Origin of the sequence: Mesorhizobium sp. M0152 (assembly GCF_040322415.1) — a bacterium.
Taxonomy (GTDB): domain Bacteria; phylum Pseudomonadota; class Alphaproteobacteria; order Rhizobiales; family Rhizobiaceae; genus Mesorhizobium.
On record NZ_JAMYTH010000084.1, the window covers coordinates 1 to 8619 of the forward strand.

An 8619-nucleotide genomic window follows, 5' to 3' on the forward strand; every position below is an offset into this window, starting at 1 on the left:
GGGTTGGGGGGGCTGCTCCGCCGCCGGGGGGGGGGGGCGACCGGCTCGACCTGCGTGCTCGCTTGTCGGCGGCTGTACCTTCGAGGACCGGCTTCCCCCACTCCGTCGCTGCTTCGCAGCGCCACCTCTCCCCCCTCCGGAGGGAGAGGAAGGGAGCTAGTCGAAATAAGGTCGCGGCAGGGCTTTTTCGGTTTGAAACTCGGCCTTGCGTTCATCGTAGATCGCCGCACCCGCGGCGTCTTGGAGGGCTTCTTCCGCTACATGGACGTCTATCTCTTTGCGCATGTCGCCGCCCCTAAAACCGCGTGGCACTATTGCGCGACGCCTCCTAAGCCCGCTCCGCCAGCAATTCCTCGCCGCGCTTTTCGCGGATCAAGTTGACGAAGCGGCGGAACAGATAGTGCGAATCCTGCGGGCCGGGCGACGCCTCGGGGTGATGCTGGACCGAGAACACCGGACGGCCGGTGAGGGTGATGCCGCAATTCGAGCCGTCGAACAGCGAGACATGGGTCTCCTCGACACCGACAGGCAGCGAGTCGGCGTCGACGGCAAAGCCATGGTTCATCGAGACGATCTCGACCTTGCCGGTGGTGTGGTCCTTGACCGGATGGTTGGCGCCGTGATGGCCCTGATGCATCTTGGCGGTCTTGCCGCCGAGCGCCAGGGCCAGCATCTGGTGGCCGAGGCAGATGCCGAACACCGGAATGTCTGTCTTCAACAGGTCCTGGATGACCGGCACGGCATAGTCGCCGGTGGCTTCCGGATCGCCGGGGCCGTTGGAGAGGAAGATGCCGTCCGGACGCATGGCGAGGATCTCCTCGGCGCCGGTCTTGGCCGGAACCACGGTTACCTTGGCACCAAGACCCGCAAGCAGGCGCAGGATGTTGCGCTTGACGCCATAGTCGATGGCGACGACATGCATGGAGGGCTGGTCCTGTTCGCCAAAGCCTTCGTCCCAGACCCATGGCGTCTCGCGCCAGACCGAGGATTGGCCTGACGTGACTTCCTTGGCGAGATCGAGCCCGACCAGCCCCGACCACGCGGCGGCGCGCTGCTTCAGGTCGTCGAGGTCGAACACGCCGTCCGGCGCATGCGCGATGACGGCGTTGGGCGTGCCCTTTTCGCGGATCAGCGCGGTCAGCGCGCGGGTGTCGATGCCCGACAAAGCGACAATGCCGCGCTTCTTCAGCCACTGGTCGAGGTGGCCGGCGGCGCGGTAGTTGGATGGGTTGGTGACGTCGGCCTTGAACACGGCGCCGACGGCGCCGGCACGGGCGACCGGATTGAGGTCCTCGATGTCCTCGTCATTGGTACCGATATTGCCGATATGCGGGAAGGTGAAGGTGACGATCTGGCCGGCATAGGAGGGGTCGGTGAGGATTTCCTGATAGCCGGTGAGCGCGGTGTTGAAGCACACCTCGGCGACGGCGGAGCCGGTGGCGCCCAGGCCGCGACCCTCGATGACGGTACCGTCGGCCAGCACCAGAAGGGCGGTCGGCTTTTGCGTGGCCCAGGCGGGCGTCATCTCGGCCATGGCGGCACTCCTATCAGGCTGCGCGCTTCATCCGGCCCGGCGGGCCGTCCGCGCAGCAAATGGCGCAAAGCGGCGAATTCGCGGCTTCCACGCACTCAAGCTTCAGTTCATGCAAGGCCCAGTACATAGGGGAAGGGGGCAGAGCGGTCAATGACGATGCGAAATGCGGCCGCGATTTATTTCATCAAGCAATATCATGGGCTTGGGCCATAACATCAGGGTTTGCGTTGGCTTGGCCCCGGCGCTATTGTCCGCGCCGACCGAAGGAGAATGCACGATGCGCGGAAAAATCGCCGAATCCCTGAAGAGCGCGATGAAGGCTCAGGACAAGCACCGGCTGCCGACATTGCGGCTGATCCAGGCCGCCATCCACGACCGCGACATCGCCAATCGCGGCGCCGGCAAGGAGCCGGCCAGCGACGAGGAGATCCTGCAGATCCTGGCCAAGATGGTGAAGCAGCGCGAGGAGTCCGCCAAGGCGTTCGAGGACGGCAAGCGGCCGGAACTCGCCGCGCAGGAGCGCGGCGAGATGGAGATCATCCGCGATTTCCTGCCGACCCAACTGGACGACGCCGCCATCGCGGCGGCGGCGCGCGAAGCGATCGCGGCGACGGGTGCGGCCAACCAGAAGGACATGGGCAAGGTGATCGCCGCGCTGAAGCAGAAATATGCCGGCCAGATGGACTTCGGCAAGGCAAGCGGCATCGTCAAGGGGTTGCTGCAGTAGGGCCTTTCCTACCACGTGTAGCGATGCTCAGAAGTCTGACTCGTTTCCCGGAAGGAGCCTGACTCTGCGAGGTGTCACGACCATTCGCGCATGCATTATCAAAGTTGAATGCGAACGGTCGCGGACAGTGATATCAAGATCCCGCGGGAGGCGTCTTTGGGAGGAGACGTCGTTGGAAATCCGAAAGCTGCTCACAGAAATGTCGGCCGCGCTGTTCGCTAGGCGCGCGGCCGCTCAACACACTATTGCCATCAAGCCGATCCGACCCTCGCTCGCCGACGTTCCGGTCAGACGCCAAATGGCGCCATACAAGCCAAAATCGCCGGTCCGGCCGTGTAGCAATATGTAGCAAGGGGGCCTCCGCCACCGGCGCCACCACTCGCGTCCAGCATGTCGACGCTTGGGTTGCACGTCGAAAGCTTACGACATGCCAAGCAGGCTGGCTGGTTGGTGGTCTACGAAGCCGGCGTCTTGGGTTCCAACGCGCGGCGCAATGCAGGCGCTTCCTGCTGGATATGATCCCACAGCCGGTTCGCGATCGGTCCGTGCGGGCGATCGCGGCGGCGGGCGACCACCAGCTCGTCGGTGCGGCCCGGCATATGTGGGCCGGCGATGGAGTGCAGGCGCCCGTCGCGCAGCTCTTCCTCGATCAGGAAGCGGGGCAAGTGGCCCCAGCCGAGGCCTTGCAGGATGATCTCCTTCTTCATGCCCTGATCGGCCACCATGCATTGCGGCGCGCCTTCGACCATGAAGTAGTCCCGCCGTGGCGAATGGCGGGCGGTGTCGCGCATGACGCATTGAGTGAATGCGTGCATCCCGCCCAGGGTGATGGGCTGTTCGATGCGCTCGGGCAGAAAGCCCGGAGCCACCACGGGAATGAACGGCACCTTGCACAAATCGACCCACTCCACCCGCGCGTCGCCCTTGTCGACCCAGTGCAGGATCAGATCGGCTTCGCCGTCGAAGAGGCGCTCCCACGGGCCGCCTACCGCCTCGAAATGCAGATGCAGGCGCGTGCCTGGGCATTGGGCGAAGAACCGCCCGAGCATCCCCAGCACCTGCGGGCGCGGGCAGAGGTCGCCAATCACCACATGGATCTCGCTTTCCTCGCCCATCGACAGCTGGGCGGCATGCACGTGCAGGCCTTCCAACTCGCGCAGCAGCTGATGCGCCCGGCGGTGGAAGGATAGTCCCGCCTCGGTCGGGCGCACGCGATAGCCGCTGCGATCCAGCAGAACGAGGCCGAGCTGCCGTTCCAGCTTCGCGACGGCGGCGAACACCGCCGGGTGCGAGCGATGCAGCGTGGCCGCGGCGGGTTGAAAGCCGCCGGTGCGGACCACGGCATCGAAGCATTGCAGGTCGTGCAAGGTGAATTCGGCCATGTCAGCTTTTACTACAGAGATTGTCGTATCTTTGTAATATCAACAAAAACGCGCCGCGGCTACGCTCTGCCTCATTCAACGTTCCAGAAGGAAGCTTCACCATGAATGAGCTGAGTTTCGTGACCACGGGCGACGGCACGCGCATTGCCTACCGCCTCGACGGCGATGCCGGCAAGCCGGTGCTGATGCTATCGAACTCCATCGCCACCACGCTGCATATGTGGGATGGGCAGGTCGGCGAGCTGTCCAGGCATTTCCGTGTCTTGCGCTACGATTTTCGCGGCCATGGCGGATCGAGCGTTCCGGCCGGCGCCTATTCGCTCGACCGGCTCGGCCGCGACGTGATCGAGCTGCTCGATGCGCTCGCCATTGGACGCGTGCATTTCCTCGGCCTGTCGCTGGGCGGCTTCGTCGGGCAGTGGCTCGGCATCCACGCGCCGGAGCGGATCGACCGGCTGATCCTGACCAACACCTCGTCGCATCTGGGACCGGCAAGCTATTTCGACGAGCGGATTGCCGCCGTAGAGCAGGCGCCGGACATGTCGGAAACCGCCGAGACCTTCCTGGCCAATTGGTTCCCGGCGAAAATGGTGGCGGCCAACGAGCCCGTCATCGAGGAATTCCGCGCCATGCTGCTGACCGTCGACAGGCACGGCCTGGCCGGTCTGTTCGCGGCGGTTCGCGATGCGGACCTTCGCCGCACCATAGCGCTGATCTCCCGGCCGACGCTGGTGATCGCCGGCCGGCACGACACGGTGACATCAGCCAGCCATGGCGAATTGATCGCGGCGACCGTGCCCGGCGCGAAGCTGGTTGTCCTGCCCTCCGTTCACCTGTCGAATGTCGAATACCCCGCCGAGTTCATACAAGCGGTGCTTGGCTTTCTGCGCTGAGCGGAGGCACAATGAGGATCGCCTGTCACTGCTCCTTGCAGATCGGCACTGGCTGCGGCGGCGGTGCCGGGTGATCCTTCCGGTATTGGGCGATGATCGGCTCGAGGGTTTTCTTCGGCCAGAATTTCGGAACGCCGATTTCCTTCAGGCAGGAAGCGTTCCAATACAGGCTGGAGCCGGACAGCGAATGAGCTTTCGCCGCCTTCTGCGCGACGGCGGCGATATCGCGCGATTCAGGGTAGATGTAGAGCGTCGTCGGATTGTCCTTCACCATCGGGATGATCTGCCGTGCGTCGGCCGGCGACCAGCTGGTGCAGCCATTGCTGCGGCCGCCGGCGTAATCCACCAGCTTGCCGAACGGCACCAGACCGTCATGGTCGGCGTATGAGCTGTTCGGGTTTTTCCGCATGCACATGCCGCGCAGCACCTGGGCCGCGTGGCCGCCGATCACGCGCTGCCTTGCATTCGCGGCTTCGCCTTCGCCGTCGAACTGGATGAATGTGCGCAGGAAAGCCGAATCCTGTTTCGCGCCGATGCGGTAGAAGCCCTTGAACGACGTCTTCGCCTCGCCGGTCATGTATTCGCCGCCGGCGGTGAGTTCCGAATCCATGGCATTGCCGAAGTTCTTCGCGCACCGTCTGCCGTTCGAAAAATCAACGACGCCTTTGAGATTCCGGCCGCCGCCATGGCCTGACGAAATCGCGCGGAACGACTGGCTGGCTTCGCAGACGACATAGTACCGGCGCCCCGGCACGCCATTGCCCAGATCGCCGGGGCGTGTCGCATCCATGGCGAAGTAGCAGGGATTCTTGACCGCGCCTTGCGCCACTTTCTTCAGGTAGAGCGCGCGGGCCCGCTCAAGGACTACTTGCGATATCTGACCGTCGCTGTCGCCGACATGGGCCTGCAACCAGGCCGGGATATCCGATGGCAGCATTGCGCCAAAGGACCGGACCGACGCGGTCAAGGCGATGACGACGAGAAGAAGGCCGGCGACGACACCCAGAGGGACAGATTTCAACCGCACGGTATCAATTCTCCTGACGAAGCCGCTTTGTGACTCCTTACGGCGTTGCCGTCGGGAATCAATCCTAAAAGACCTCGCGCCAACCGGCGAAACACATCTTGTTTAGCGGAACTGCAAGGAAGGGGCGAGGACTCGGTCCGGCGCAAGACGTTCATAAGGCGACATGCGGGTTCAAGGCTTGCGGCGGACATCTCCGCATCCGCGGACATCCGCGATTTTCGGTCCGCTGCGATTGTAGTATGATCTGATTCCGGCGCGCCCACGCCTCCTCCCTCCACTGGGAAAGCATTCGTTCATGCGGGGCAATCCGATCACCGAACCGACTGTTCGAGCACCAGGCATAAGGAGGGGTTGCGCAAACTGCTCGCACCAGGAGGTTTTGCGATGAGGTTGTCTGCGCCCGTCTACCATCTGAAGCGTCAAGCCAGGCTGTTGTCCCGCGACGGGAAAATCCCGCTCCACCAGGTGCTTGATCGCATCGCCGTGCAGCAAGGTTTCGCCAGTTGGAGCCTGCTTGCGGCAAAGCTGTCCGAAACGACCGCCGCCAGCAGATTGTTTGCGCAGTTGCTGCCCGGCGACATGGTTCTGGTCGGTGCCCGGCCGGGCCATGGCAAGACCTTGATGAGCCTGGAACTCGCGGTCGAAGCGATGAAATCCGGCCATCGTAGCGCGTTCTTCACACTGGAATATACGCAACAGGACATGCTCGACCGATTTCGCGCCATCGGGGTCGAGCCGCAACGGTTCGATGGGCTGTTCGAATTCGACAATTCGGATGCCATCAGTGCGGGTTACATCATCAGGGCGTTGGGCTCGGCGCCGCGTGGCACGCTGGCGGTGGTAGACTATTTGCAATTACTCGATCAGAGGCGGGAGAACCCTGAATTGATGGACCAGGTTCGCACGCTGAAGATTTTCGCGCGCGAGACGGGTGTGATCCTGGTTTTCATCTCGCAGATCGACCGGACCTACGATCCCTCGAAAAAGCCGATGCCCGATATCGGCGACGTCCGCCTGCCCAACCCGGTGGATCTATCGCTGTTCAACAAGACATGCTTCCTGAACAAGGGCGAAATCCGCTTCCAGGCGGCACAGGCTTGAGCGTTGGACGAGGAGAGGGCGGTCGGCCCTATGTCGAGATCACCGCCAAGCCGGGCAATCCGGCAGGTTGGGCGGCGGTCTCGCTTTTAACGTCTGCGCTGCCCCTTATCTGGCTGCCGCCATCTTCTCCCCGTATAGTGACGGGGAGAAGGGCGCCTTGGCTTGGATTTCGCCAATCACCAGCGGTGCAGAAAAAGGCGCCGACGGACAGGCGGATGAGGGGCGGCGCCGGCCGAGCAACGTTCAATGCGTAGTCGCGCCTTCGGGCCTCGTCCTCACCCGTGCTCGTCGCCACAGAGTGCGTGGTCGGACAGGGCGCGGATGACGTAGCAGTCGCCGACCGTCTTGCCGTTGCAGCACGTGGCGATACGTTCGAGTTCCGCCTCCAGCCGTTTCAGCTGGGCGATCACTGTCGCACTCGGCCTGAAGACGGTGTTCCTGGTCACCACCATTGCCGGTATCACGGGCCTGTGGCCGGCGATCCTCGCCGATATCGGCGCCATCGGCTGGTGCCGCCGGCGCTACGCGCCTTTATCGATGTGCTGAAGGAGACGAAGGACGACTGAGATCCGCTATTCGGCGGCGGCCGTCAGCGGCGGCGTGGCGCTGCTGCGCACTTCCCAGATCTGGGAGACAACCGCGACGACCACGGCGGCCACCATCGCAAAAGCGCCAAGCAGCGGCAGGCTGCGATAGCCGTAGCCGGCGTTGAGCATGGCAGCCCCCAGCGATGCGGCGAGCGCGATGCCGACGTTGAAGCCAGACGGGATAAGCGAGGAAGCGAGGTTGGAAGCGTCGGCGGTCCAGGCCAGGATGCGGGTCTGGATCGGCGTGCCGATGGCAAAGTTGAGGCCGCCCCAGATGACGATGGCGACAACCATGGGCAGGGGGTAGGGGCTGACGATGTAGATGACGGCGAGCGTCACCGCCTGCAAAGCAAGCATGGTGATCAGCGACGGCATCAGCTTCCAGTCGGATAGCTTGCCGCCGAGGAAGACGCCCAGTGTCGCGCCGACGCCGTTGAGCAGCAGCACCCAAGGCACCAAATCCTCGTCAAGGCCGGTGATCTCCAGCAGGGTCGGGGTGATGTAGGTGAACAGGCCGAACTGGCCGATCATCAGCATCAGCATCAGGATCAGCGAGGTCCAGACCTGCTGGCGCGCCAGCACGCGAACCTCGCGGGCAAAGCCGGCGGGCCTGGCCGACGATCCGGTGCCGCGCGGCAGCAACGCCGCCATGGCAAGCGTTGCCACCACGCCCAACGCGCACATCACCCAGAAAGTCGCGCGCCAACCCCAGATGTTGCCGATCGCGGTGCCGGCCGGCACGCCGATGACATTGGAGACGGTGAGACCGGACAGGATGACGGCGACCGCCATGCCGCGCTGGTCCTCGCGCACAAAGCCGACCGCCACCACCATGGCGACGCCGAAATAGGCGCCGTGCGCGACGGCGACGGCAATGCGCAGAAGCAGCATCGAGATGAAGTCGGGCGCCAGCGCGCAGGCTGCCTGGCCGATGGTGAAGGCGATGACGAGGGCCAGCAGCAAGGTCTTGCGCGACAGCGATTTGGTGGCGAGCGCCAGAAGCGGGCCGCCAATGGCGATGCCACAGGCATAGCCGGAGACGAGATAGCCGGCGGAGGGAACCGAAACGCCAAGCCCTTGCGCCACCTGGGGCAGCACGCCGGCGATGACGAATTCGGTGGTGCCGAAAGCGAAGGCTGCGATGAACAGGGCGATGAGCGGAAGCGACATGGGAAACGCCTTGGCTGGAACGGCCTCAAACCACGGATGGGCTCAGCGGGCAATCCAGAAATTTTTGTCGCGAGTTTAGGTTTTCTTGAGTGTGGGTGCGAGGCGGTCGACCCCCACACCCTAGCCGGTAGCGGGGCACCAAACACCCCCGGGCACGGGTGTTGGGAAGGAGCCACCCGTTTTTAAACCCCCCCCCAA

At 63.9% G+C, this 8619-nt stretch carries 8 protein-coding genes and 1 pseudogene; 3 read left to right on the plus strand and 6 right to left on the minus strand.

The genetic code is table 11. The features are described 5' to 3' along the window. Nucleotides 1-156: 156 nt before the first annotated feature. Complete coding sequence (locus tag NKJ26_RS32725) at nt 157-285, minus strand: hypothetical protein (RefSeq protein WP_352699944.1); 129 nt, start codon at nt 283-285, stop codon at nt 157-159. Nucleotides 286-328: 43 nt separating this feature from the next. Continuing rightward, entirely contained in the window at nt 329-1534 is a 1206-nt protein-coding gene (carA, locus tag NKJ26_RS32730; RefSeq protein WP_352606903.1) for a glutamine-hydrolyzing carbamoyl-phosphate synthase small subunit, read from the minus strand. Between the two features lie 277 nt (nt 1535-1811). On the opposite strand from carA, the gene NKJ26_RS32735 reads away from it, so the two are divergent. Beyond that, entirely contained in the window at nt 1812-2261 is a 450-nt protein-coding gene (locus tag NKJ26_RS32735) for a GatB/YqeY domain-containing protein (protein ID WP_352699946.1), read from the plus strand. A gap of 455 nt (nt 2262-2716) precedes the next feature. Here NKJ26_RS32735 and NKJ26_RS32740 read toward each other — a convergent pair whose 3' ends face one another. After that, the gene (locus tag NKJ26_RS32740; RefSeq protein ID WP_352699948.1) at nt 2717-3643 is read right to left on the minus strand and encodes a LysR family transcriptional regulator; all 927 of its coding nucleotides are present in this window, start codon (nt 3641-3643) and stop codon (nt 2717-2719) included. Between the two features lie 101 nt (nt 3644-3744). Between NKJ26_RS32740 and NKJ26_RS32745 the strand changes: the two genes are divergently transcribed. After that, nucleotides 3745-4536 (plus strand): alpha/beta fold hydrolase, encoded by a 792-nt coding sequence (locus NKJ26_RS32745; protein ID WP_352699950.1) that lies wholly within the window; start codon nt 3745-3747, stop codon nt 4534-4536. Nucleotides 4537-4561: 25 nt separating this feature from the next. Here the strand turns inward: NKJ26_RS32745 and NKJ26_RS32750 are convergent, their stop codons facing one another. Then, on the minus strand, nt 4562-5563 hold the full coding sequence (locus NKJ26_RS32750) for a hypothetical protein (protein WP_352699952.1): 1002 nt from the start codon (nt 5561-5563) through the stop codon (nt 4562-4564). A gap of 384 nt (nt 5564-5947) precedes the next feature. On the opposite strand from NKJ26_RS32750, the gene NKJ26_RS32755 reads away from it, so the two are divergent. Next, nucleotides 5948-6664: a DNA helicase gene (locus NKJ26_RS32755; protein WP_352699953.1), complete on the plus strand. Its 717-nt coding sequence runs from the start codon at nt 5948-5950 to the stop codon at nt 6662-6664. Between the two features lie 275 nt (nt 6665-6939). Here NKJ26_RS32755 and NKJ26_RS32760 read toward each other — a convergent pair. Next, nucleotides 6940-7071, minus strand: a pseudogene (locus tag NKJ26_RS32760) (MerR family transcriptional regulator); the annotation flags it as partial. A gap of 165 nt (nt 7072-7236) precedes the next feature. Further along, a complete protein-coding gene (locus tag NKJ26_RS32765; RefSeq protein ID WP_352699955.1) occupies nt 7237-8421 on the minus strand; it encodes an MFS transporter in 1185 nt (394 codons plus the stop codon). Nucleotides 8422-8619 lie beyond the last annotated feature (198 nt).